The sequence below is a fragment of the Gottfriedia sp. ABJ_BB2_2 genome, from assembly GCF_055484705.1.
Genome location: NZ_JBVFKR010000001.1, coordinates 749,551 through 775,269, shown reverse-complemented (window position 1 = coordinate 775,269; position 25,719 = coordinate 749,551). Strand labels below are relative to the sequence as shown.

At 34.1% G+C, this 25,719-nt stretch carries 22 protein-coding genes and 1 riboswitch; all 22 genes read left to right on the top strand.

Translation table 11 applies throughout. From position 1 onward, the window contains the following. The first annotated feature begins 12 nt into the window (after positions 1–12). The 22 genes from ACX6U0_RS03945 (at position 13) to ACX6U0_RS03840 (ending at position 25,706) form a co-directional block, all read left to right on the top strand. Positions 13–696: a ClpP family protease gene (locus ACX6U0_RS03945; RefSeq protein ID WP_464958875.1), complete on the top strand. Its 684-nt coding sequence runs from the start codon at positions 13–15 to the stop codon at positions 694–696. Further along, positions 693–905, top strand: coding sequence for a YlzJ-like family protein (locus ACX6U0_RS03940; protein ID WP_464958691.1), 213 nt, complete (start codon positions 693–695; stop codon positions 903–905). Before ACX6U0_RS03945 ends, ACX6U0_RS03940 begins: the two co-directional genes overlap by 4 nt. Before the next feature lie 123 nt (positions 906–1,028). Continuing rightward, positions 1,029–3,386, top strand: coding sequence for a DNA translocase FtsK (locus tag ACX6U0_RS03935; RefSeq protein ID WP_464958690.1), 2,358 nt, complete (start codon positions 1,029–1,031; stop codon positions 3,384–3,386). Positions 3,387–3,445: 59 nt separating this feature from the next. Beyond that, a riboswitch (purine riboswitch) is annotated at positions 3,446–3,547 on the top strand. A 257-nt stretch (positions 3,548–3,804) separates the two neighbouring features. Beyond that, positions 3,805–4,530, top strand: coding sequence for a GntR family transcriptional regulator (locus ACX6U0_RS03930; protein WP_464958689.1), 726 nt, complete (start codon positions 3,805–3,807; stop codon positions 4,528–4,530). A gap of 164 nt (positions 4,531–4,694) precedes the next feature. Continuing rightward, positions 4,695–5,786: a BMP family lipoprotein gene (locus tag ACX6U0_RS03925; protein ID WP_464958874.1), complete on the top strand. Its 1,092-nt coding sequence runs from the start codon at positions 4,695–4,697 to the stop codon at positions 5,784–5,786. Between the two features lie 266 nt (positions 5,787–6,052). After that, on the top strand, positions 6,053–7,576 hold the full coding sequence (locus ACX6U0_RS03920; protein ID WP_464958688.1) for an ABC transporter ATP-binding protein: 1,524 nt from the start codon (positions 6,053–6,055) through the stop codon (positions 7,574–7,576). Continuing rightward, a complete protein-coding gene (locus ACX6U0_RS03915) occupies positions 7,573–8,655 on the top strand; it encodes an ABC transporter permease (protein ID WP_464958687.1) in 1,083 nt (360 codons plus the stop codon). Before ACX6U0_RS03920 ends, ACX6U0_RS03915 begins: the two co-directional genes overlap by 4 nt. A gap of 4 nt (positions 8,656–8,659) precedes the next feature. Next, the gene (locus ACX6U0_RS03910) at positions 8,660–9,607 is read left to right on the top strand and encodes an ABC transporter permease (protein WP_464958686.1); all 948 of its coding nucleotides are present in this window, start codon (positions 8,660–8,662) and stop codon (positions 9,605–9,607) included. 226 nt (positions 9,608–9,833) lie between these two features. Next, on the top strand, positions 9,834–11,111 hold the full coding sequence (gene yfmF, locus ACX6U0_RS03905) for an EF-P 5-aminopentanol modification-associated protein YfmF (protein ID WP_464958685.1): 1,278 nt from the start codon (positions 9,834–9,836) through the stop codon (positions 11,109–11,111). Further along, the gene (gene yfmH, locus ACX6U0_RS03900; RefSeq protein ID WP_464958684.1) at positions 11,111–12,394 is read left to right on the top strand and encodes an EF-P 5-aminopentanol modification-associated protein YfmH; all 1,284 of its coding nucleotides are present in this window, start codon (positions 11,111–11,113) and stop codon (positions 12,392–12,394) included. The genes yfmF and yfmH overlap by 1 nt, the downstream gene beginning before the upstream one ends. 173 nt (positions 12,395–12,567) lie before the next feature. Beyond that, positions 12,568–13,302: an elongation factor P 5-aminopentanone reductase gene (gene ymfI, locus ACX6U0_RS03895; RefSeq protein WP_464958683.1), complete on the top strand. Its 735-nt coding sequence runs from the start codon at positions 12,568–12,570 to the stop codon at positions 13,300–13,302. Between the two features lie 112 nt (positions 13,303–13,414). Then, entirely contained in the window at positions 13,415–14,203 is a 789-nt protein-coding gene (locus tag ACX6U0_RS03890) for a DUF3388 domain-containing protein (RefSeq protein WP_464958682.1), read from the top strand. A gap of 20 nt (positions 14,204–14,223) precedes the next feature. After that, on the top strand, positions 14,224–15,141 hold the full coding sequence (locus ACX6U0_RS03885) for a helix-turn-helix domain-containing protein (RefSeq protein WP_464958681.1): 918 nt from the start codon (positions 14,224–14,226) through the stop codon (positions 15,139–15,141). A 75-nt stretch (positions 15,142–15,216) separates the two neighbouring features. Next, positions 15,217–15,795, top strand: a complete 579-nt coding sequence (gene pgsA / locus ACX6U0_RS03880) for a CDP-diacylglycerol--glycerol-3-phosphate 3-phosphatidyltransferase (protein WP_464958680.1) — start codon at positions 15,217–15,219, stop codon at positions 15,793–15,795. A gap of 24 nt (positions 15,796–15,819) precedes the next feature. After that, positions 15,820–17,070 carry a competence/damage-inducible protein A gene (locus ACX6U0_RS03875; RefSeq protein ID WP_464958679.1) on the top strand — a complete coding sequence of 417 codons (1,251 nt, stop codon included), beginning with the start codon at positions 15,820–15,822 and terminating at the stop codon, positions 17,068–17,070. A gap of 256 nt (positions 17,071–17,326) precedes the next feature. Beyond that, complete coding sequence (gene recA, locus ACX6U0_RS03870) at positions 17,327–18,367, top strand: recombinase RecA (RefSeq protein WP_464958678.1); 1,041 nt, start codon at positions 17,327–17,329, stop codon at positions 18,365–18,367. A 500-nt stretch (positions 18,368–18,867) separates the two neighbouring features. Then, positions 18,868–20,439: a ribonuclease Y gene (gene rny, locus ACX6U0_RS03865; protein ID WP_464958677.1), complete on the top strand. Its 1,572-nt coding sequence runs from the start codon at positions 18,868–18,870 to the stop codon at positions 20,437–20,439. A 191-nt stretch (positions 20,440–20,630) separates the two neighbouring features. Then, positions 20,631–21,428, top strand: coding sequence for a TIGR00282 family metallophosphoesterase (locus ACX6U0_RS03860; protein ID WP_464958676.1), 798 nt, complete (start codon positions 20,631–20,633; stop codon positions 21,426–21,428). A gap of 122 nt (positions 21,429–21,550) precedes the next feature. Next, entirely contained in the window at positions 21,551–21,811 is a 261-nt protein-coding gene (spoVS, locus tag ACX6U0_RS03855; RefSeq protein ID WP_044893696.1) for a stage V sporulation protein SpoVS, read from the top strand. Between the two features lie 127 nt (positions 21,812–21,938). After that, positions 21,939–22,865, top strand: a complete 927-nt coding sequence (locus tag ACX6U0_RS03850) for a dipeptidase (protein WP_464958675.1) — start codon at positions 21,939–21,941, stop codon at positions 22,863–22,865. A gap of 230 nt (positions 22,866–23,095) precedes the next feature. Beyond that, positions 23,096–24,853: a 2-oxoacid:acceptor oxidoreductase subunit alpha gene (locus ACX6U0_RS03845; RefSeq protein WP_087998476.1), complete on the top strand. Its 1,758-nt coding sequence runs from the start codon at positions 23,096–23,098 to the stop codon at positions 24,851–24,853. After that, positions 24,840–25,706 carry a 2-oxoacid:ferredoxin oxidoreductase subunit beta gene (locus ACX6U0_RS03840; protein ID WP_464958674.1) on the top strand — a complete coding sequence of 289 codons (867 nt, stop codon included), beginning with the start codon at positions 24,840–24,842 and terminating at the stop codon, positions 25,704–25,706. Before ACX6U0_RS03845 ends, ACX6U0_RS03840 begins: the two co-directional genes overlap by 14 nt. The last annotated feature ends 13 nt before the right edge of the window (positions 25,707–25,719 follow it).

Sequence of the window (25,719 nt, the reverse complement as noted above, 5' to 3'; positions counted from 1 at the left end):
GATCAAAAAGAAATGAGCATTGTTGAGAAAATTCAACAGCTTGGTCAAACAAATGTACCAACTTCAAATGATTCAAAAATACATTGTTTAACAATTATTGGTCAAATTGAAGGTCATGTTGCACTTCCACCACAAAATAAAACAACTAAATATGAGCATTTAATCCCACAATTGGTTGCAATTGAGCAAAATCCAAAAATTGAAGGGTTATTAATTGTTTTAAATACAGTTGGAGGTGATGTTGAAGCTGGACTTGCTATTTCAGAAATGGTAGCTTCTTTAACGAAACCTTCAGTTTCAATTGTTCTAGGTGGAGGCCATAGTATCGGGGTTCCGATTGCTGTTAGTACGGACTATTCATTTATCGCTGAAACAGCTACGATGACGATCCATCCTATACGATTAACTGGACTTGTGATCGGAGTGCCTCAAACATTTGAGTATCTTGATAAAATGCAAGAAAGAGTTACTGGATTTGTTACAAAGCACTCAAAGATTACTGAAGAGCGTTTCAAAGAATTAATGTTTACAAAAGGAAATCTTACACGAGATATAGGTTCTAATGTAGTAGGTATAGACGCTGTAAAATATGGTCTAATTGACGATGTTGGTGGAATTGGTCAAGCTATACAAAAACTTCATGAATTAATAGATGAGAGAAAAGAAAAATCGAATAAAGAGGAGAATGCATTTTGATTCTTTATACAATTATGCCACTTGAATCTATTTATCCTATTGATCAACAAGAATATACTCAGCAGCAATATATGGAATACAATGGAGTACCAATGCTAGTAGATAGTGTTGGTGGCAGTTCTTTCGAAATTAGAAGAATTGTTAGTACAGATCCCGAGCATTATATGCAATATGAGCCAGGTCAACGAATATTCATCCTACCAACTTAAGGTAAATGTTAACAATACATGGTAAACATATGTTCTGATATGTTATAATAAATTCAATTTAAGAAAGCAGCCAAAAGGCTGCTTTCTTTGGCGAATCTGCTTTCTTAGATGGGGGTGAAATACATGGCAAAACAGAAACAACAAAAATCAAAAGCTCGAAAATCTTTAAGTGGCTCGGGATCAATATGGTATGAAATTAGTGGTTTACTATTTATAGCACTATCAATCATTACAATTTTAAAACTAGGCATAGTAGGAAAATCATTTGTGCTATTTTTACGATTTTTCTTTGGCGAATGGTATATGCTAAGTTTTCTATTTATTATCGGCTTATCTGCTTATAGTATCATCTACCGAAAAAGGCCACCCTTTATATCGAGTATAACGATGGGTGGTTTATTAATCTTCTTTAGTATATTGATGTTTAGTCATGTTACTCTATTTGATTTACTAGCAAAAGGTAACCAATTTAAAGATCAATCTGTTCTGAAAAGTACATTTGATTTATTTATGATTGAAGCAAAAGGCCAAATTAGTACAGTCGATCTTGGTGGCGGGATGATTGGAGCAATATTATTTGCTATTTTATATTTTCTATTTGATCGTACTGGCGCTATTTTATTTGGTGTCATTGCAATTGTAGCTGGTATTTTATTTATTACTGGGAAACCGCTTGGTGGGTACCTATATCAATACATGATGCCAAAACTTAGAAATGTAATATCGGATGTATTCAGAGATTTTCGTAATTTTTGGAAGCGTGAGCGTGAACCAAAAACGACAGGTAGAAGAGCGGCTGCGAAACAAAAAAGAAAAGCTGAAAAAGAAGAAAAAGAAGAAGAATTGGTCAATAGAAATATAGAAATTGCCGGAATGTATGAGGAGGAAGTAATTGAAGAACCAAAGGAAATTCAAATTGAATATTCCCCTACATATCAACCAAATGTAAGTGTAAATGAACAAGTCATTGCAAGTTTCAATACAGATAACACCGAAGATGATGATAATTCTATCGATATTCCAGTTGCTGAAGTAGGGATGGATGAGAAAGTAGACTATGTATTACCATCAATGGATTTACTGGCATTTCCTAAAGGTGTTAAAAAGAGAGAAAATGAATCGAAGCTAAAAGAAAATGCAGACAAGCTAGAACGAACATTCCAGAGCTTTGGTGTGAAAGCAAATGTAACGAAAGTTCATCATGGTCCAGCAGTTACAAAATATGAAGTATACCCAGAGGCTGGTGTAAAGGTAAGTAGAATTGTTAATTTAAGTGATGATTTAGCGCTTGCCCTAGCGGCGAAAGATATTCGAATAGAAGCGCCGATTCCTGGGAAGTCAGCTGTCGGGATTGAAGTTCCAAATACAAACATTACAACAGTGTTGCTTAGAGAAGTGCTTGAAACGAAAAATCCTAAACTTCAAAATCCTCTCGCGGTTTCACTTGGAAAAGATATAGCTGGTGAAGCTGTATTTGCAGAACTCAATAAAATGCCCCATTTACTAGTTGCTGGTGCAACCGGAAGTGGGAAAAGTGTATGTATAAACGGGATTATTGTTAGTATTCTGATGAATGCTAAACCTTCAGAAGTAAAATTGATGTTAATCGATCCTAAGATGGTTGAACTAAATGTATATAATGGAATTCCACATTTATTAACACCAGTTGTTACAAATCCGAAAAAAGCATCTCAAGCCCTTCGAAAAGTTGTAAGTGAAATGGAAAGACGTTATGAGTTATTTTCTCATACAGGTACTAGAAATATTGAGGCTTATAATGAGTTAATTCGTCAAAATAACAATATGATGGATGCGAAACAACCACTATTACCATTTATCGTTGTTATTGTCGATGAGCTTGCTGACTTAATGATGGTTGCTTCTAGTGATGTAGAAGATTCAATTACTCGTTTAGCACAAATGGCCCGAGCGGCTGGGATTCATTTAATTATCGCGACGCAAAGACCATCAGTTGATGTCATTACTGGAGTTATTAAAGCGAATATACCTTCTCGAATAGCGTTTAGTGTTTCCTCGCAAACAGATTCAAGAACCATCTTAGATTCAGGAGGTGCAGAGAAGCTTTTAGGTAGAGGTGATATGCTTTACCAACCGATAGGAGCTTCTAAACCAATTCGTGTTCAAGGTGCTTTTTTATCAGATGATGAGGTAGAGCGTGTTGTAGAATTTACAATTTCTCAACAAAAAGCGCAATACCAAGAGGAAATGATGGTAAAAGAAGAGAAAGACGGAAAGACTGAAGTTGACGATGAACTATATAATGAAGCAGTTGAATTAGTAACAAATATGCAATCTGCGTCAGTTTCATTACTTCAGAGAAGATTTCGTATTGGTTACACAAGAGCGGCAAGATTAATTGATGCTATGGAAGATAACGGAATCGTTGGTCCTTACGAAGGTAGTAAACCTAGAGAGGTTTTAGTCAGCAAGCCTGTAGAAGATGAACAAGCATCATCTTAATCTTTTGAAAATTTGCTTGAACCGTGTTGACATTTTTAGACAAGAAATGCTATTATTTTCTTCAGATAGATGTAAGTCCTCATATAAATTCGACATTATGGGTCGAAAGTTTCTACATTGCAACCGGTATTTGCAATACTATGGGGAAAAAGCATTATTATGGAGAACGTGATATCGTATACTAGAATCATTGACTCTTATAATCTAGCTTTTTCACTGTGTGAAACTGGGGGATTATAAGAGTCTTTTTTATGTGTAATAAAGTCGAAACCTTACATTTCGACAAAAGTATAAAAGCGTTTACAAAAAATATACAGAAAGTATTGAAAAGATTTAAAAATAACAGTATAGTAAAGAAGGATTATACGACAGAGGTCTAACAACTGATGTCTGAAATCCAAAGTTTGGGGGATGGAACATGAAAATTAAAACAGACTCCAGATTACTCTATCTCCAAGTGATGGATCGAATAAAACAAGATATAGAAAATGGAATTTATTTGCCACATCATAAGTTACCTTCAGAGTATGAGTTATCTAAAATATTTGGAGTAAGTAGAGCAACTTTGCGAGAAGCATTAAGGGTATTAGAAGAAGAAAATATTTTAGTACGAAGACATGGCGTAGGTACTTTTGTAAAACCGAAACCAACTTTTAGGACAGGCATCGAACAGCTAAATAGTGTATCTGAAATGATCGTTGATGCAGGTAAGGAGCCGGGTACAATCTTTCTATCTTCTAAACTACTAGTTCCTACTAAAGAAGATTTAAATAATTTCAATATTACTGAAGATGATCGTATACATGTCGTTGAACGTATCCGTACTGCAAATGAGGAACCGGTTGTCTACTGTATAGATAAACTACCTACAAATTATTTTAAACAAGTACCTTCTTTTGAGGACCACTCATTTTTTTCATATATCAATAAAGTGACAGGTCGAAACATTGAGTACTCAAGTGCAAGAATTGAACCAATTGGTTATCACGATAAAGTATCACCTTTACTACAGTGTGAACCAGAAGTATCACTTTTATTAATTGAACAGCTACATTTTGATGATTTAAATAGAGCTGTACTTCATTCTTACAATTATTTTAGAGCGGATCAGTTTAGTTTTAACGTTCTACGAAAAAGAAATTAACTGCATATACAAAAGTAATTTAAGAGAAAATAATACAGGCTGGTATTTCTAAAAAAAACTGAAAATTTCATAAAAAAATTATTAGGGAGGTGGATCGTTAAGTTAACGATTATATACCAAGCTAGTACAAATGTAAATAAATTTAAGGGGGCAAATTCATGAAGATGAAAAAAGCTGGTCTTATTCTTTCAATGGCTTTAGCTGCAGGTACTATTTTAGGCGCTTGTGGTAAAGATGGAGGAAAAGATGTAGAAGGCGCATTTAAAGTAGGTATGGTAACAGACTCAGGTACAATTGACGATAAGTCATTTAACCAAGGTACTTGGGAAGGTATTAAAGCTGGAGCTGAAGATTTAGGCTTCAATGAGAAAAAAGATACAAAATACTTAAAGCCAGCTGGAAGCACTGAAGCTGACTACTTAAAAGAAATTGGAAACTTACACGATGCTGGTTTCAAATTCATCGTAACACCTGGTTTCAAATTCGAAACAGCAATTTTTAAAGCGCAAGATAAATATAAAGATGACAAATTTGTTATCATCGATGGAACTCCACACGCTGGTGACTTCAAACCTGTAGTAAAAGATAACACAGTTTCAATTTTCTTCGCTGAGCATGAAGCTGGTTACTTAGCTGGTATTGCAACTGCAGTTCAATTAAAAACTGGTGATGTAGGATTTATTGGTGGTATGGAAATTCCTGCAGTTCAAAAATTTAACTGGGGATTCCAACAAGGTGTTAAATATGCAAACGAAAACCTTGGAACTAGTATCTCTTTAAAAGCTCAAAACGTAATTTATCAAGGTAGCTTTGATAACGTAGCTGCTGGACAACAAATTGCTGCTCAAATGTATGACCGTGGTGTTAAAGCGATCTTCACTGCTGCTGGTGGTGTAGGTATCGGTGCAATCACAGAGTCTAAAGCTCGTGCTAAAGCTGGTAAAGAAGCTTGGGTTATCGGTGTAGACGTTGACCAATATTCTGAAGGTATTTACGATGGCGACAAATCAACAATCTTAACTTCTGCTATGAAGGATATTTCTAAAGCAGCTTCTGATATGATGAAGGCTGAAAAAGATGGAAAATTCCCTGGTGGACAAACTTTAATTTTCGATGCTAAAAACGATGGTATTGGCTTACCAAAAGAAAATCCAAACTTAAGTAAAGAAACTTTAACAAAAGTTGAAGAAGTATTTGGCAAAATTAAGTCTGGTGAAATCGTTGTAGCAAGTGAAAAAGGCGATTTAATCAAGTAATTTTAATACATTTCATTGAATAGTTAAAAGAAGAAGCATAAGGAAAGGAATTCTACCTTTTTGTATGCTTCTTCTATAACTTTCAAGGTAATTCATGCCTTAATCAAATGTAAGCACTTAATATGGAAGAGCTTGCTTTTGATTAGGGCATGAGTAGCGGGTGAGTGAGAGACCCTCCCTAAAAAATATAAAATAGGTAAATATTTCGAATTCAAATAAACGTATTAGTGAATAAATGATTTCGTAATATAAAAAGGAGGAAAATTATGGAATATGTAGTGGAAATGTTAAATATAACAAAAGAATTTCCTGGAATTATAGCGAATGACAATATTACACTACGATTAAAAAAAGGTGAAGTCCACGCTCTTCTTGGAGAAAATGGAGCCGGGAAATCAACTTTAATGTCCGTCCTTTTTGGTATGTATACTCCTGAAAAAGGTACGATCAAGGTAAGAGGGAAAGAAGTTAAAATTGCTAATCCAAATGTTGCAAATGAACTTGGAATCGGAATGGTTCATCAGCATTTTAAACTAGTTGCAAACTTTACAGTTACTGAAAATATTATTTTAGGCTTAGAGCCAAAAAAAGGTTTAGTTGTTGATATTAAAACAGCTGCTAAACGTATTGAAGAATTGTCTAAAACTTATGGCTTAAATGTAGATCCGTATGCAAAAATTGAGGACATCTCTGTTGGAATGCAGCAAAGGGTAGAAATTCTGAAGACTTTGTATCGTAATGCAGAAGTATTAATCTTAGATGAGCCGACAGCAGTACTTACGCCTCAAGAAATTCAAGAATTAATGAACATCATTAAGAATCTAATTAACGAAGGCAAATCAATCATTATCATTACACATAAATTAAAAGAAATTAAAGCTGTAGCAGATCAATGTACTGTTATTCGTCACGGTAAATATATCGGTACTGTAGATGTTAAACAAACTTCTGAGTCAGAAATGGCATCTATGATGGTCGGACGTCAGGTATCTTTTAAAGTTGATAAACAAGCAGCAACTCCTGGTGAAGTTGTACTTGATGTAAACAATTTAAGTGTTAAAAATAATAAAAAAGTACTTGGACTTAAAAATGCTTCACTTCAAGTTCGTGCTGGTGAAATTGTTGGTATTGCTGGTGTAGAAGGTAATGGTCAATCTGAACTAGTAGAAGCGATTACTGGATTAAGACCGATTGAAGAAGGAACGATTCTTCTAAAAGGACAAGATATTACAAAAAATAGTATTCGTGAACGAATTCATAATGGAATTGCACATATCCCAGAAGATAGACAAAAAAGAGGTCTTGTTTTGGAATATACGATTGAAGAGAATGTTGTTTTAGAAATCTATAATCAAGAGCCATATTCTAAATTTGGTATTTTAGATAAAGCTGCGATTGCAAAGCATGCTAAGAAAATTATTGAAGAGTTTGACGTTCGTTCAGGTGAAGGAGCTAAAACTGTTGTAGAATCAATGTCTGGTGGTAATCAGCAAAAAGCAATCATTGGACGTGAAATCGAGCTTCAACCAGAATTATTAATTGCATGTCAACCTACTCGTGGACTAGACGTTGGTTCGATTGAGTATATTCACAAAAGATTAATTGAACAAAGAGATAGTGGAAAAGCTGTTCTACTGATTTCTTTAGAGCTTGATGAAGTTTTAAATCTTTCAGATCGTATTGCAATTGTAAATGGTGGGGAAATCATTGACATTGTTGATGCAAAACAAACGAATGAAGATGAATTAGGACTTATGATGGCAGGTATAAAGAGAGGTGAAGGGGCATGAAAAAGGACGGAATCATTTCTTTAATTGCCATTTTATTAGGATTAATCGCTGGTGCAATATTAATTGCAGCAACTGGTAATGATCCAATTGAAGGATTTACGTATTTATTCCAGGGTGGATTACAAAACTCTGAACGTATTGGTAATACATTAGCTACAGCTACACCTCTAATATTAGCTGGACTTTCTGTTGCATTCGCATTTAGAACAGGACTATTTAATATCGGTGCTGCTGGACAAATGTTATTTGGTGGATTTTGTGCAACTGCAGTTGGATTGACATTTGTTGATTTACCATCAATCGTGATCGTTCCTTTAATGATTATTGTTGGTTTTTTAGCGGGAGCTTTATGGGCATTTATCCCAGGTCTTTTAAAAGCTAAATTTAATGTTCATGAAGTTGTTTCTACAATCATGATGAACTGGATTGCTTATTGGACAATTTATTATTTAGTTCCTCAGTATTTTAAAGGTAATACTGAAACTGAATCAAAAAATCTTCCTGATAGTGCTACATTAAAACTGCACTGGTTATCTGATTTATTTGGTGGATCTTATATAAACCTTGGTTTATTTATTGCAGCTATCATGGTAATTGTAATTGCATTTATCATTAATCGTACTGTTTTAGGTTATGAATTAAAAGCCGTAGGATATAATCGCAGTGCTGCAGAATATGCAGGTATCTCTGTAAATCGTAACGTAATATTATCAATGATGATTTCAGGAGGATTAGCAGGTCTTGCTGGAGTTGTTCAATATACAGGTAATGCTTCTACAATTCAAATTGGTATTTTACCATCTGTAGGTTTTGATGGTATTGCTGTAGCCTTATTAGGTATGAATACGCCAATTGGTGTTTTCTTCTCAGCGATTTTCTTTGGTCTTTTATACTCTGGTAAAGGTTTTATGAGTGCAATGACTGCAATTCCACCAGAAATTGCTGATGTTATTATTGCAATCATTATTTATTTCGCTGCTACTAGTGTCTTAATTAAAAAAGTAACGGATTACTTTGGTAAGAAACGTAAGTATAAAAAAGAAGCAGTTGAAAGCAATGTTGGAGAGAAGGTGAAATAAGGCAATGGATACTATCATACAAATTTTCCCATATGCGATTGCCTATACGATTCCTTTATTAATCGTAGCGTTAGGTGGACTATTTTCTGAACGAAGCGGTGTTGTAAATATCGGATTAGAAGGTCTTATGGTTGTTGGTGGCTTTGCAAGTGCATTAACAATTTCAAAATTACAAGAGACAAACCCAGGTGAAGCTTGGGTAATCTGGGTAGGTCTGTTAGTTGCAGTTCTTGCAGGTGCCTTATTCTCATTATTACATGCTTTTGCAAGTATTAATTTAAATGCAGACCAAGTTATTAGTGGGATCGCAATCAACATGATTGCAGGTGCATTAACAATCTTCTTAGCAAGAAATTTAACTGGATCAGGTAATATTCGTGTGAACGGGATGGATCGTGGAGATGTTCGATTCTTAAGTGATATTCCAATTATCGGTGACCTATTCTTTAAAAATGCTTACGCAACAACATGGTTAGTATTACTTATTTTAATTGTTAGTACTTTCGTTATTTATAAAACAAGATTTGGTTTACGATTACGTGCTTGTGGTGAATATCCTCAAGCAGCAGATGCAGCTGGTATTAATGTTTATCGCATTCGTTACTTAGGCGTTATCATTTCTGGTGCATTTTCAGGTTTAGGTGGAGCTATCATTTTAGTAACGTATTCTGGTGAGTTTACTGGAAGTGTTGCTGGATTAGGTTTCCTTGCAATCGCAGCTTTAATTTTTGGTCAATGGAAGCCTCTAGGTATTCTTGCAGCTACATTATTCTTTGGTGTTGCAACAACAGTTGCAAACGTTTCGCAAGTTATTCCAAGCCTGGCGCAAATTCCACCATTAGCATTAAAGCTATTCCCATACGTAGTAACACTTATTGCGTTAGTTATTTTCTCTAAATCATCTCAAGCACCAAAATCAGTTGGTGTTGCATATGAAAAAGGGAAACGTTAATAAAAATATATTTTCAGGAGCTTCCTTTTTGTAGGGAGCTTCTTTTTTTAGATAGAAATTTATGGTAACACACATTTGTTGATTCAAACCTAAGTAACTCCATACTTTATTTTTAGAAATTTGGGTAAACTAAGCTGTAGGTTTTATTTTTGGTAAAATTAGAGATACAATGAAGATATTGGAAATAAGTATAAATAAACACTTTTTGACTGAGGAGGGTTTTTAGGTGAATTTGCTACAGTATAAAAACAGTGAAATAAATGGAATTAAGCTACATGTCATCACTACGGAAAAATTTAAAACAAACTCAATCACATTAAAAGTTCGAGGAAAGCTTGAAGAAGAAACGATTTCTTACAGAGGTATATTACCTTATGTATTGCAAAGTGGAACACAGGAACTTCCTACTAATGGTGAAATAAGAAGAAAGCTTGAAGAATTATACGGAGCAACTTTTTTTGTAGATGTTTCAAAAAAAGGTGACTCTCATGTCATGTCATTTTCCATTGATATTGCTAATGAAAAATACCTTTCTAATCAAAGTACATTATTAAATGAAGCGATTGCGCTAATATCATCAATCTGGCAAAATCCGTATTTAGAAAATGGAAGCTTTTCCACAAAGCATCTTGAAACTCAAAAACGTAGTCAAATACAACGCATTCAATCAATTAATGATGATAAGCTGAAATATGCAAATCAACGTTTAGTAGAAGAAATGTTTAAAAATGATCCGTATGCTTTACTAGCCAATGGTAAAACAGATGCGGTTAAATCAATTACGACAGAAGAGCTTTATCAATATTATCAAACTTCATTACAACAAGATTTAATTGATTTATATATCGTTGGGGATGTATCATTCGAACAATGCCAAGCGCTTGTAGAGGAAAATTTTAAAAATACGAGTGTTGAACAAAAAGGTTTCGATACAGTTAAAGCTGGTGCAATTGAATCTCCCCAAGAAATTATTGAAGAGCAGAAATTAAATCAAGCAAAATTACATATTGGATATACAACAGGTGTATCAATACAAGACCCTGAATATTTTGCTCTGCAAGTATTCAACGGATTATTTGGAGGTTATTCGCATTCAAAGCTATTTATCAATGTTCGAGAAAAAAATAGCTTAGCATATTATGCTGCATCACGTTTTGAAAGCCATAAGTCGATTCTAATGGTAATGTCAGGTATTGCGAATGAAAATTATGAAAAAGCAACGACGATTATTGCCGAGCAGCTTGAGGAAATGCGAAAAGGTAATTTCACAGAGGATGAAATTGCGCAAACAAAATTAGTTATTAAAAATAGTCTTTTAGAAGGTATGGATACTGCCTACGGAATTATTGAAACATTATTTAATGATCACGCAGGTGGTAACGAACGTGCTATTGAAGAATGGATTCCAGCCATCGAAAAAGTTACAAAAGAAGAAATTATTCAAGTTGCAAATAAAATCAAACTTCACACAACATACTTCTTAAAAGGTCAGGAGGGAGCATAATGGAAAAGCAATACTTTGAACAACTTAATGAAACTCTTTATTTTGAGGAGATGGACAATGGATTAAAAGTTTATATACTCCCAAAACAAGGCTACAATAAAACCTATGCTACCTTTACGACTAAGTATGGTTCAATTGATTCTGAATTTATTCCACTTGGAAAAGAAGAGAAGTTGGTCGTTCCAGATGGAATTGCACACTTTTTAGAGCATAAACTTTTTGAGAAAAAAGATGGTGACGTATTCCAAGTTTTTAGTAAGCAAGGTGCATCTTCTAATGCATTTACAAGCTTTACAAGAACAGCATATTTATTTTCAGCAACAAACAATGTTGACCAAAATTTAATTACCTTATTAGATTTTGTGCAGGATCCATATTTCTCTGATCAAAGTGTAGAAAAAGAAAAAGGCATCATAGGCCAAGAAATTAAAATGTACGAAGATAATCCGGACTGGAGACAATATTTTGGAATGATTGCGTCTTTATATGGAAAGCATCCAGTTAGAACAGACATAGCTGGAACAGTTGAATCTATTTCTAACATTACGAAAGAATTATTATATACTTGCTATGAAACGTTCTACCATCCAAGCAATATGTTATTTTTCGTAGTAGGACCAGTTGACCCTGAGAAAACAATGACACTCATTAAAGAAAATCAAAACAAAAAAACATTTAAAGATGCAAATGAAATCAAAAGATTTTTCCCAGAAGAAACAGCAAGTTCTGCAGAAAAGAAGAAAGTGTTACATATGAATGTACAATCTTCAAAAGTTTTAGTTGGTGTAAAGGATTTTCAAGCACCAAAAAAAGGTTCAGAATTATTGAAGCATGAGTTGACTGTTTCTTTATTACTCGATTATTTATTTGGCAAAGGATCAAACACGTATCAAGAAATGTACGAAGAAGGGCTAATAGATGATACGTTTTCATATGATTACTCTGCTGAGAATGGATTTGCTTTTGCAATCATTGGCGGGGACTCAACCTCCCCAGAAAAATTATCAGCAAAAATTAAAGAAGTCCTATTAGACGCAAATTCACTCCAATGGGAAAAAGAAATCGTAGATCGTGTAGTGAAAAAGAAAATCGGCGGATTTTTACGTTCACTTAATTCACCTGAATATATCGCAAATCAATTTACAAGATATGCATTCTTAGATATGAATTTATTTGACATCGTTAGTGTGTTACAATCTATTACAGTAGAGGATTTAAAATCAAGTGTTAGTCATTTAATAAATGAAGACTATATGAGTGAATTCTTTGTACTTCCTCATTAAAAGAGAAGGCATCCTTTATAGGATGCCTTTTATTTGAAAAGCGGAAGGGATTTGCTATAAGCCCCTACAAGCATAAGCATAACACAATGATGATGCTTTTATGATTTTTTAGGAGCTTTAGCTTATGAACTTATAAGGCAGAATATAGAAGTCTTACTATTGGAGAAAATAAAATGAGAAAAAGAGTTTTGGTTGTTGGGGCAAGTGGAGATATAGGGTTAGCGATATCTCAAAAATGTATTGAAGAAAAGTATGATTTGATCGCACATTACAATCGTAATCATCAAAGTGTAAATCAATTGGTAGATCTGGCAAAAGAGAATGAAGTAGATTGTCAAATTGTCCAAGCGGATTTATCGAATGAACTAGGTGTTTTTGATTTACTCTCAAAAATAAATAATCACTCTGAAATAGATTCAATTATTTATGCATCCGGACAATCTGTTTTTGGGTTAATAACGGATGCTAGCGATGATGAAATTGATAAAATGACTCAATTACATATTAAAAGTTTGATTAAACTAGTTAATCATTTTATACCGAAAATGGTATCAAAAAAAACAGGTAGTATTGTTGTTATTTCTTCTATTTGGGGCCAAATTGGTGCATCTTGTGAAGTTTTATATTCTACTACGAAAGGTGCTCAAAATGCTTATGTAATGGCATTAGCTAAAGAGTTAGGACCAAGTGGAATTCGTGTAAATGCTGTAGCACCCGGTGCTGTAAAAACGAATATGTTAAATTCATTTAGTGAAGAAGAATTACAAAGTATAGCAGACGAAATTCCATTAAATAGATTAGCCATTCCAAATGAAATAGCAAATACTACTCTATTTCTTATTTCCGAACAATCTTCGTATATAACCGGCCAAATTCTAGGAGTAAATGGCGGATGGCACACTGCCTAGTGAATGTAAGTCTTGAAAGTTTGTTAATTCACATATTTTACCTTTTCTATTAGGGTAAAATCGTTTATTATAAAAGGTAGAGTAAAAGTAGTTATAATGAGGGGGTATAAGTATGCAGTTAGTTGAATGGTACTTTGAGTATGAAATACATAAGAATCGCCCTGGACTACTTGGAGATATTGCTTCACTTATTGGTATGTTAGGGATTAATATTTTAACAATTAATGGTGTTGATACGATGAAGCGTGGCATGCTACTTGGTTGTGAAAATGATGATCAAATTACTAGATTTGAATCAATTTTAAATACAATGGACAATATAACTATAATTAAATTAAGAAAACCGACACTTAGAGATCGTTTAGCAGTTAGGCATGGTACATATATTCAACGCGATGAAGATGATAAAAAAACATTCAGATTCGTTCGTGATGACTTAGGGATGCTAGTAGATTTTATGGCTGAGTTATTTAAGATGCCAGGACATAAGCTAATTGGAATTAGAGGTATGCCTCGTGTTGGTAAAACTGAATCAATTGTAGCGGCAAGCGTTTGTGCAAATAAACGTTGGTTATTCGTATCATCAACGTTAATAAAGCAAACTTTAAGAAGTCAATTAATAGAAGATGAGTATAATGCTGAAAATGTATTTATTATAGATGGAATACTATCTCATAGAAGAGCAAATGAGCAACATTGGCAATTAGTTCGTGAAATCATGGCAATGCCTTCTGTAAAAGTAGTAGAGCATCCTGACGTATTTGTGCAACAGACTGAATACTCATTAGAAGATTTTGATTACATAATAGAACTAAGAAATGATGAAAACGAAGAAATTAAATATGAACTAGTAGACCAAAATAAAGATGGACACAACTCGTTCTCAATGTTTGATTTTTAAAGTTAGTTGGGGTGTAAATTGTGACAGAATTAGGAAAAATATTACGAGAAGCTAGAGAAGCTAAAGGTTTATCGATCGATGATGTGCAAGAATTAACAAAGATACAAAAACGCTATTTAGAAGCGATTGAAGAAGGTAACTATGAAATATTACCTGGACAGTTTTACGTACGTGCTTTTATACGTCAGTATGCAGAAACAGTAAATGTTGATGTTTCTAATTTCTTAGTTGAAAAAACAACTGTAGAAGACTCGGATGAAGGGTCGAATCATGTAGAAGAAGTTAAACATGAGGAAATACCAACACGTTCTTCAAAACTTAAAGAACCATTAGGTGTGAATGTGAAGTCATCACGTGTAATGGATTATTTACCAAAGATATTAATTGCCATACTGATTATTGGCATTTGTATTCTAATTTATGTGATGTTCCCAACAAAAGATAACGATAACAATTCTGCAAATACAAATCAATCTAATTCAAATTCAGAAATTGAAAAACCTGAAAATAATGTTTTAGATGAAACAAATAAAGATGACCAAGAAACAAATGAAGATACTAAAGATGATGCTACTATGGACGAAGAAAATCCACCAGAAGAAGCGACTCAAAAAATTACTGTAGATTCTGCTGAAGGTAAATATACAACTGTTTCATTAACTGGAACTGAAGTATTTAAACTAGAAGTAATTGGCGCTACAGGTGATGTGTACCTAGGTATTAAAAATAAAGCTGGATCATCACTGTTTGCAGGTATGATTAATAAATCTAAAAATCAAACTTTTGATTTTACTGATGAAGAAGAAGTAACTTTAAATATTGGTGCAACACAGGCTGTTGAATTAAGAATCAACGATGAAGTATTTGAATTCCCTGTTAGTCCATCGGAATCAGTTCACCAATATATTACGATTAAAAATTTAAAAATGAATCAATAGTCATCTTCAAGATGGCTTTTATTCATTTCTCATAAATTAGCTTCATTTTTTAGAAAGTTTTGGAGGTTTTTTACCATGAATTTACCAAATAAGATTACAGTATCAAGGGTATGTTTAATACCACTATTTATGATTGTTGTGTTAATTGACTTTGGATGGGGGAATGTTACGTTACTTGGTGATTCCATACCAGTTAATCATCTCGTAGGCGCGGCTATCTTTATTCTAGCATCCGTTACTGATTTTATAGATGGTCATTTTGCACGTAAATATAACCTAGTAACAAACTTTGGGAAGTTTTTAGACCCCCTTGCAGACAAGTTACTAGTTTCTTCAGCATTAATTATATTAACTGATTTTCATTATGTACCAGCATGGATTACAATTGTGATTATTAGCAGAGAATTTGCCGTAACTGGGCTAAGAATGATTTTGGCTGGTTCTGGTGAAGTACATGCGGCAGCAATGCTTGGGAAAATTAAGACATGGGCTCAGATTGTCGCAATTTCAGCTTACTTCTTACATGATTTCCCATTAAACTTCTTACCATTTTCAATTGCTGACGTATCTCTATGGGTTGCACTTTTCTATACGGTGTACTCTGGTTGGGATTACTTCTATAAAAATAGAGAAATTCTTATTAAATCAATGTAAGCTGTATGAATTGGAGGAAATGATATGAAAAAGGCTGAAATTATTGCGGTTGGAACCGAGCTTCTTTTAGGCCAAATTGCGAATACCAATGCTCAATTTTTAGCTAAACACTTGTCTACTTTAGGTTATCACCATCATTTCCAAACTGTCGTAGGAGATAATGCAGAACGACTAAAGCATGTATTAGATGTTGCTACATCCCGTAGTGATCTCATCATATTAACTGGTGGGCTAGGGCCAACTAAAGATGATTTAACAAAGGAAGTTGTCGCTGAATATCTAAATGAAACATTAGTCATTCATGAACCTTCATTGCAATTTATCGAACAATATTTCATAAAAGTAAATCGTCCGATGACAGAGAATAATAAAAAACAAGCTTTGGTTATTAACAACGCACATGTTTTAATGAATCATAATGGAATGGCTCCTGGGATGGTTTATGAAGCTGAAAACAAACAATTCGTTCTTTTGCCAGGTCCCCCAAAAGAAATGATTCCAATGGTAGAAAATGAGTTAATTCCTTATTTCTTAAAAGGAAAAGAAACTAACACAATTGTATCAAAGGAACTTAAGTTTTTTGGTATTGGTGAGTCTATTTTAGAGACAAAGATTATTGATTTACTTGAAAATCAGTCGAACCCAACGATCGCTCCTTTAGCGAGTGAAGGTGAGGTTATGCTTAGAGTTACTGCAAGTGCAGAGGATGAAGGAGCTGCTAATAAATTAATAGAGCAAGCTGAACATCAAATTAGAGAACGTGTTGGACAATTTATTTATGGCTCAAATGGCGATAATTTGTTCATCGTACTTTCAAAAAAATTAAAAGAACACAATCTATCAATTTCAGCAGCTGAAAGCTTAACAGGTGGATTGTTTAGTAAAAGAATGACAGATATTCCTGGTAATTCGTCAATCTTTAAAGGAAGTATTGTATGTTATTCAAATGAAATGAAACAAAATCTATTAAATGTGCCAAAGGAATTACTAGATAAAGAAGGTGCAGTGAGTATTGAATGTGCTAAGTCATTAGTTGAAAACATTCAAAGTATCTCTCGAAGTGATGTTTCTATCAGCTTTACTGGGGAAGCGGGACCAAATGCTGCAGAAGAAGTACCAGTAGGAAAGGTTTATATTGGTATTAAAATAGCTAATGCTCCTACCATTGTAAAAGAATTCCAATTTAGCGGAAGTAGAGAACAAATTAGGCTTTCTAGCGTGAAAAACGGAGCAAGTTTACTCGTGAAATTAATTAATGAAAGTCAAGACTTATAAATCATAACTGTATATTTTATAATAAAAAAGCTCGGTTAAATTGCCGAGTTTTTTAATTTTTACGTACTTAATTTAATAGATTTTTAGTTTTATAGTCGTTAAAATACGAAACAAGCGTTTCTATTCTGAGAAATTCTACTTTAAATATAAAAAATATCGAATAAATGTTCTATTTTTTTGTTGGCAAACGAACAAAAAACAGTTATGATATAAATATAAGATATATAAATGGATTGTAATTTGAGGAGGAAAACAAATGAGTGATCGTCAAGCTGCTTTAGAAATGGCTTTAAAACAAATAGAAAAACAATTTGGTAAAGGTTCAATTATGAAGCTTGGAGAGCAAACTGATCGCCAAATTTCAACTATTTCTAGTGGATCGCTAGCACTAGATGTAGCATTAGGTGTAGGTGGTTATCCAAGAGGTCGAATTATTGAAATTTACGGTCCTGAGAGTTCAGGTAAAACAACTGTAGCGCTTCATGCGATTGCAGAAGTTCAAGCTCAAGGTGGACAAGCGGCATTTATTGATGCTGAGCATGCATTAGATCCTATTTATGCTCAAAAGTTAGGCGTCAATATCGATGAATTATTATTATCTCAACCAGATACAGGGGAACAAGCACTTGAAATTGCAGAAGCATTAGTTCGAAGTGGTGCAATCGATATTATTGTTGTCGATTCAGTTGCAGCTTTAGTTCCAAAAGCTGAAATTGAAGGAGAAATGGGAGATGCACACGTAGGTTTACAAGCTCGATTAATGTCACAAGCATTACGTAAGCTTTCTGGTGCAATCAATAAATCAAAAACAATTACAATCTTTATTAACCAAATTCGTGAAAAAGTAGGGGTAATGTTCGGTAACCCTGAAACAACACCAGGTGGCCGTGCGTTAAAATTCTATTCATCTGTACGTTTAGAAGTGCGTCGTGCTGAACAGTTAAAACAAGGTAATGATATTGTTGGTAACAAAACGAAAATTAAAGTTGTTAAAAATAAAGTAGCGCCTCCGTTCAGACAAGCAGAAGTGGATATTATGTACGGAGAAGGGATCTCTAAAGAAGGAGAAATCCTGGATATAGGTTCTGATTTAGATATCGTTCTTAAGAGTGGAGCTTGGTATTCATATAATGAAGAGCGTCTTGGACAAGGGCGTGAAAATGCTAAGCAATTCTTAAAAGAAAATAGAGATATTCGTGATACTGTTAAAGCATCTATTCGTGAGCACTATGGTTTAGATAAACCTGTAACTGTACCTGATGAAGATGAAGATCAATTTTCTTTATTAGATGAGTAAGCTTTTGAAATGATGAATTAACTACTTAGTATTATTTATCTAAATAGTTAGTTGTTTAATTTAGTAAAAAGCGGGTGCTTCCGATGAGCACTCGCTTTTTTTCTGACATTAAAAGAAGGTGTATTTTAGTAAGTTTTTCTCATTATAGGATTGTAGCAATGAAACCAATTTAATAAATAATGGGATAGATTTATAAATAGTATTGAATAAATAAAGACGAATTTTTTCCTATATATTTTTCTTTTGTAGTATAAAATTTTAAATTTCATGTATGAAATCTAGTAAAAATGTAATAAATATTGATAAATCAAGCAAGTAAGCAGGTTACAAGGCTTGACATCATTTGGTAAGAGATTTAATATTTAAGTGTATATTCTAAAAAAATATTACTTTGAAATGAAAAATTGAATTTTAATGTGCTGTATGTTGATGCAATTTATTAATACAATATACAAGCCGACAAAAATGAAACTAATTAAATAGCAAGAGGAGGTGAAATCATGGGTGCACAAGATATAATTTGGATCATCTTCGTATTGCTTGCCACTTTCGGAGTCGGTTACGTTGTTGGATTTTTTGTTCGTAAGTCCATTGCAGAAGCTAAAATTAATGGCGCAACTAATCATGCAAATCAAATTATTGAAGATGCTAAACGTGATTCAGAATCAATTAAGAAAGAAGCTTTATTAGAAGCAAAGGACGAAATCTTCAAAATTCGTACAGATGCAGAAAACGAAATTCGAGATCGTCGTAGTGAAATACAAAAGCAAGAAAATCGTTTGATGCAAAAAGAAGAGAATCTTGACCGTAAAGATGATGGACTTTCTAAACGTGAGTCTGTACTTGAAAGAAAAGAGGAATCTCTTGTTTTAAAACAACAGCAGATAGAAGAACTGGAAAGCAAGATAGAGGCATTAATTGCTGCTCAGCAAGAAGAGTTAGAACGTATTTCTAGCTTAAATCGTGAAGAAGCAAGACAGTTAATTCTTTCTAAAGTCGAAAATGAGCTATCCCATGAAACAGCAATTTTAGTTAAAGAAACAGAAGCTCGTGCAAAAGAAGAAGCTGATAAGAAAGCAAAGGATATCTTATCATTAGCAATCCAGCGTTGTGCTGCAGATCATGTTGCTGAGACAACAGTATCTGTTGTAAATCTTCCAAATGATGAAATGAAAGGTCGTATTATCGGTCGAGAAGGTCGAAACATACGTACTTTAGAAACATTAACAGGTATTGATTTAATTATTGATGATACGCCTGAAGCTGTTATTTTATCAGGTTTTGATCCAATTCGTCGTGAAACTGCGAGAATTGCATTAGATAAATTAGTACAAGATGGTCGAATCCATCCAGCTAGAATTGAAGAAATGGTTGAAAAATCAAGACGTGAAGTAGATGAGTACATACGTGAAGTCGGTGAACAAACTACTTTTGAAGTTGGCGTTCATGGAATTCACCCAGACTTAATTAAAATATTAGGTCGTCTGAAATTTAGAACTAGTTATGGTCAAAATGTGTTAAAGCACTCAATGGAAGTTGCAAATCTAGCGGGTCTAATGGCAGCTGAGCTTGGCGAAGATGCAAAGCTAGCTAAACGCGCAGGATTACTTCACGATATTGGTAAAGCAATTGACCATGAAGTAGAAGGTAGCCACGTTGAAATCGGTGTTGAACTAGCGACTAAGTATAAAGAACATCCAGTAGTTATTAATAGTATCGCATCTCACCACGGTGATACTGCTCCTACATCAATTATTGCTGTATTAGTAGCAGCTGCCGATGCATTATCTGCAGCTAGACCAGGTGCAAGAAGTGAAACATTAGAAAACTATATTCGTCGTTTAGAAAAGCTAGAAGAGATTTCTGAATCGTATGAAGGTGTTGAAAAGTCATTCGCTATTCAAGCTGGACGTGAAGTACGAATCATGGTGAAACCAGATACGATTGATGATTTACAAGCTCATAGATTAGCAAGAGATATAAGAAAACGTATAGAAGATGAACTGGATTATCCAGGACATATCAAAGTTACGGTTATTCGTGAAACTCGCGCTGTTGAGTATGCAAAATAAAGTGGCAATTGCCACTTTATTTTCTTTTATGTGAAATAATTGGAGCTCCAACTATGCAATCTGATCTTTATCATGGATGAAAGATTTTGATTGTGCTAGTAAAGGAGCTTTTCATATTTTTGGGTAATATATAGGTAAGATATTTGTATGTTCAATGAACAGGACATGCAAATTTGGAAGGATGTAAAAAGATGAGAATTTTGTTTATTGGTGATGTAGTAGGTTCAAATGGTAGAGATATGGTAAAAACACATTTACAGTCTTTAAAAAGGAATTTTAGTCCTTCAGTAACGATCATAAATGGTGAAAATGCAGCACATGGTAAAGGGATTACAGAGAAAATCTATCGTGAATTTTTAGAATTAGGTGCGCAAGCAGTTACACTCGGTAACCATGCATGGGATAAAAAAGAAATATTTGAATTTATTGATCACGCAAAGTATCTAGTAAGACCAGCAAATTACCCAGAAGGTACACCTGGAAATGGTCTAGTATTTTTAAACTTTAATGATGTTGAAATTGCAGTGATTAATCTACAAGGAAGAACATTCCTACCAGCAATTGATTGCCCGTTTAAAAAGGCCGATGAATTAATCAAACTAGCAAAGAAAAGAACGAATATCATTTTTGTCGATTTCCACGCAGAAGCTACAAGTGAGAAAATAGCTATGGGATGGTATTTAGATGGCCGAGTAACAGCAGTTGTAGGTACGCATACACATGTTCAAACAGCCGATGAAAGAGTCTTACCTGAGGGAACTGCATTTATAACTGATGTTGGAATGACTGGGCCATATGATGGAGTGCTTGGGGTTACAAAGGATGCGGTATTAAAAAAATTCTTAACAAATCTTCCAGTACGCTTTGAAGTAGATGAAGGAAGAGGTCAGCTTAGTGGTGTAATCATTGAGTTAGATAAGAATTCCGGAAGAGCAAAATCAATAAAACGTATCCAAATTAATGATGATCATCAAGCTTTATTATCTTAATTAAAAGAATAGTAAAAATTTTTAAAAAACTTTAAAAATTTAGCAGGAATATCTTCTTGTTATCAAGAATAGTTTTTATTGTACACAATAATAGCTTTTTTAGTAACAAGGAGGATCTAGGAATGGAAATATTAAAAGTTTCAGCAAAATCAAACCCTAATTCTGTAGCAGGAGCACTTGCAGGTGTATTAAGAGAGCGTGGCTCGGCAGAGATTCAAGCAATCGGCGCTGGTGCATTAAACCAAGCTGTGAAAGCAGTTGCAATTGCAAGAGGATTTGTAGCACCAAGCGGAGTGGATTTAATTTGTATCCCTGCTTTTACAGATATTCAAATCGATGGGGAAGAGCGTACAGCGATCAAATTAATCGTTGAACCTCGTTAATAATAACAACCTGTTAGCAACATGCGAGCAGGTTGTTTTATTTTGCATTTTTTTAAATTTCATCCATGTTATCATGAATATGATAGAATAGTGTAAAAAGTCTAATAAATCGAAAGGAAGTTACGATATGAAAATATTTGATGCACATTGTGACGTGTTGATGAAACTATTGGAAAAGCCTTCAATCAATTTTCATAATGGTGAGACGTTACAAGTTTCAGTTGAAAAATTGAAACAAGGAAATAGCAAAGTACAATGCTATGCAATTTATATTCCTGAAAGTATACATAAATTAGTAAAATTTGATGCGGCATTGCAATGTGTCACTCTTTTTTATGAAAAAATTGCAATTTCTGAGAATAATATTAAAGTAATTCGGACAAAAGAAGATGAGGCGACATTACAATCACATGAAATGGGTGCAATTTTAACGTTAGAGGGCTGTGACGCATTATTAGGTGATATTAATCGTTTAAAAATACTTCACCGTCTAGGCGTACGTAGTGTCGGTTTAGTATGGAATTTTGCCAATGAGGCAGCTGATGGTATTCTTGAAGAACGAAATGGTGGACTAACGAATTTTGGAAGAAGTGTAGTTCATTACTTAAATGAGCATAATATGTGGTGTGATCTTTCTCATTGTAGTGAAGCAGCTTTTTGGGACGCATTTCATCAAGCGAAATATCCAACTGCTACACATTCAAATGCAAAATCAATTTGTAAAAACCCAAGAAACTTAAGTAACGAGCAATTAAAAGCCATGTTTAGTCGTAATGCAATAGTAGGCATTAATTTTTATCCGCCATTTGTAGTAGATGAGGGTACTGCATCAATATCTGATTTGATTAAACATATTGATCATATGTGTGCTCTTGGCGGTGAAAAATGTATCGCGATGGGCTCGGATTTTGATGGAATCGAAATTCATCCAACGAATTTAAATCATGTTGGACAATATCAAAATCTAACAAATGAACTCCTTAAATTTTATACTGAAGAACAAGTAAAAGGCTTTATGTACAACAATTATTCATCCTATATTCATTTTAAATAACGTGTTATTTGTTCAGAATAATAAAAATATAAAAATTATAGGAATAATTTGTGCTAAAATCATTGATTTTTTTGAATATAAGGTCTAGAATTGAAAGCGAATTAACTCATATCAAAAGATATGTTTTAAATCGCTTTCATTCTTTTTATAAAAAAATGAATGATATGCAAATATGCAATATTTTAATTTTTAATTTACTACGAATGAGGGCATTCAAAGGGGTGTAGGAAATGATAGAACAACTTTCATGGAAAGTTGGAGGACAACAGGGTGAAGGTATCGAAAGTACAGGAGAAATATTTGCAATTGCGTTAAACCGTTTAGGTTATTATTTATACGGCTACCGCCATTTCTCTTCACGTATTAAAGGTGGTCACACAAATAATAAAATTCGTGTAAGTACAACTGAAGTTCGTGCAATTTCAGATGACTTAGATATTTTAGTAGCCTTTGACCAAGAAACGATCGATGTGAACTTTTATGAATTACGCAAAGGCGGTATCGTAATCGCTGATGCTAAATTTAATCCAACAATTCCAGATTCAACGGATGTAACACTTTATTCAATTCCATTTACAGACTTAGCAACTGAACTAGGTACTTCATTAATGAAAAACATGGTTGCAGTTGGAGCATCAAGTGCAATTTTAGGTTTATCAATTGATGTATTTAGAGAAGTAGTTGATGAAATTTTCGGTAAAAAAGGTCAACAAATTGTAGAGAAAAACATTGAAGCAATCGCACGCGGAGCAGAAGAAATGAGAGAAATGCTTGGCGTTAATGTAAATAAAATGCAATTATCTAGCGCAGACGGTAAAAAACGTATGTTCTTAATCGGAAATGATGCGATCGCAATGGGTGCACTTGCTGGTGGTTCACGTTTTATGGCAGCGTATCCAATTACACCTGCATCTGAGATTATGGAATACTTAATTAAAAAATTACCTAAATTCGGTGGAGCTGTAATTCAAACTGAAGATGAGATTGCTGCATGTACAATGGCGATTGGTGCTAACTACGCTGGTGTACGTACACTTACTGCATCTGCTGGTCCTGGTCTATCATTAATGATGGAAGCAATCGGCCTTTCAGGTATTACTGAAGTTCCATTAGTAATCGTTGATACACAACGTGGTGGTCCAAGTACTGGTCTTCCTACAAAACAAGAACAATCAGATTTAATGGCTATGATCTACGGTACTCACGGTGAGATTCCTAAAGTAGTAATCGCTCCAAGTACAGTTGAAGAAGCATTCTACGATATGGTGGAAGCGTTTAACGTAGCTGAAGAATATCAAGTTCCAGTAATCTTAATTACAGACCTACAGTTATCTTTAGGTAAACAAACAGTAGAACCACTTCAATTTGACAAAGTTCAAATTCGTCGCGGTAAGTTTGATTACAACATGGAGCTTCCTGTATCTGAGAATAAAGAATACTTCAAGCGTTATGAAGTGACAGAAGATGGCGTTTCTCCACGTGTAGTACCAGGTATGAAAGGTGGAATTCACCACGTAACTGGTGTTGAACATGATGAAACAGGTAAGCCTTCTGAATCACCAATTAATCGTAATCAACAAATGGATAAGCGTATGCGTAAGTTAAATAACCTACGTTTCCCTAACCCTGTATTAGTAAATGCAAAACATGAAGATGCTGATGTATTATTAGTAGGCTTCAACTCAACTCGTGGTGCTATAGAAGAAGCTATGGTACGTTTAGAGCAAGATGGTATTAAAGTTAACCATGCTCATGTTCGTTTAATTCACCCATTCCCAACAGCGGAGCTTTTACCAGAACTGAAAAAAGCTAAACGTGTGATCGTTGTTGAGAACAATGCTACAGGTCAATTAACAAGCATCATTAAAATGAACTGTGGTCATGCAGAAAAGATTTCAAGCTTATTAAAATATGATGGAAATCCTTTCCTACCAAAAGAAATTTACAACACTTGTAAGGAAGGAGTTGTTCTAAATGGCAACATTTAAAGAATTTCGTAATAACGTTAAACCAAACTGGTGCCCTGGATGTGGAGATTTCTCAGTACAAGCTTCAATTCAACGTGCAGCAGCAAATGTTGGTTTAGAACCGGATAACCTTGCAGTTGTATCTGGTATCGGATGTTCTGGTCGTATTTCAGGATATATTAACTCTTATGGTTTACATGGTATCCATGGTCGTTCTCTTCCAATTGCACAAGGTGTAAAAATGGCTAACCGTGATCTTACTGTTATCGCTTCTGGTGGTGACGGAGATGGATTCGCTATCGGTTTAGGACATACTATCCATGCAATTCGTCGTAACATCGACATTACTTATATCGTAATGGATAACCAAATTTACGGATTAACTAAAGGTCAAACGTCACCTCGTAGTGATGTAGGCTTCAAAACGAAGAGTACACCACAAGGTTCAGTTGAATCAGCTCTTTCTGTAATGGAAATGGCGTTAACTGCTGGTGGAACTTTCGTAGCACAAAGTTTCTCAAGTGACTTAAAAGAATTAACTTCATTAATCGAGCAAGGTATTAACCATAAAGGTTTCTCTTTAATCAACGTATTTAGTCCATGTGTTACTTATAATAAAGTAAACACTTATGACTGGTTTAAAGAAAACCTTGTGAAGCTTTCTGATGTTGAAGGGTATGATCCATCAAATAAAGAAATGGCTATGCAAACATTAATGCAAAATAAAGGTTTAGTAACTGGTCTAATCTACCAAAACAAAGAACAAAAATCTTACCAAGAATTAATTTCTGGTTACAGTGAAGATCCACTAGTAGAATCTGATCTTCAATTAGAAAAAGATCAATTCGAAAAATTAGTTGCTGAATTTATGTAATATAAAAGAACTC